The sequence below is a fragment of the Vibrio sp. Isolate34 genome (assembly GCF_022397915.1).
In the GTDB taxonomy this organism is placed as follows: domain Bacteria; phylum Pseudomonadota; class Gammaproteobacteria; order Enterobacterales; family Vibrionaceae; genus Vibrio.
This window is the reverse complement of sequence record NZ_JAKEUO010000061.1, coordinates 1-736: the sequence shown is the minus strand read 5'-3', so window position 1 is coordinate 736 and position 736 is coordinate 1. Positions and strand designations below refer to the sequence as shown.

Annotated in this window: 2 tRNA genes; both read right to left on the bottom strand. The window is 38.0% G+C overall.

Going from position 1 to position 736, the window contains the following annotated elements:
• Positions 1–513: 513 nt before the first annotated feature.
• A tRNA-Val gene (locus tag L1D22_RS22230) sits at positions 514–589 on the bottom strand.
• A gap of 69 nt (positions 590–658) precedes the next feature.
• Positions 659–734 (bottom strand) — tRNA-Lys (locus L1D22_RS22225).
• Positions 735–736 lie beyond the last annotated feature (2 nt).

Here is a 736-nt window from a genome sequence, read left to right as displayed (position 1 = left end):
CCGTGTACGCTTAGTCACTTAACCATACAACCCGAAAGGGTCTCTGTTTTACTTTCACTTTCCTTTTTATTTTCACTTTTAAAAAGTGAAGACAAACAGGAGTGAAAACAAACTAGTATGGCAACTAACCAAGGTTTTTGCTTGTCATCAAGAAGGGTTAATTCCTGATGACTGTTTGCCGGACTCAATTGTGAATCAAACTAAGTTTGATTCGAATACAAGACACTTGAATGTGTTTGTTGTGTTTATACTGTTCTTATTAAATAAGAGCAGATAAACATTGAGAACTTTTAAATTTGATTAACTTAATCACAGCCTTGAGCTGTTTGATTTCACTTTTTAAAGTGAAAACCAATTAAGTAATCAGTCAGCTTTCCAAATTGTTAAAGAGCATGAGACTTTAAGAACCAGTGTTCTAAAATTCACATTTTCTAAAGACTCTCACAGTCGAAAAATCCAACCAGCGACATAAGAAGTGGTTTGGAGTTTTAACTTCCAAGAATATTTAGAGAATGGTGGGCGATACCGGGCTCGAACCAGTGACCCCCTGCTTGTAAGGCAGGTGCTCTCCCAACTGAGCTAATCGCCCACGATAGTTCCTTTTGTCTTCACTTTTATAAAAGTGAAAATAAAAGCCATCCTTTACGCGGAGAAAGAATGGTGGGTCGTGCAGGATTCGAACCTGCGACCAATTGATTAAAAGTCAACTGCTCTACCAACTGAGCTAACGACCCAA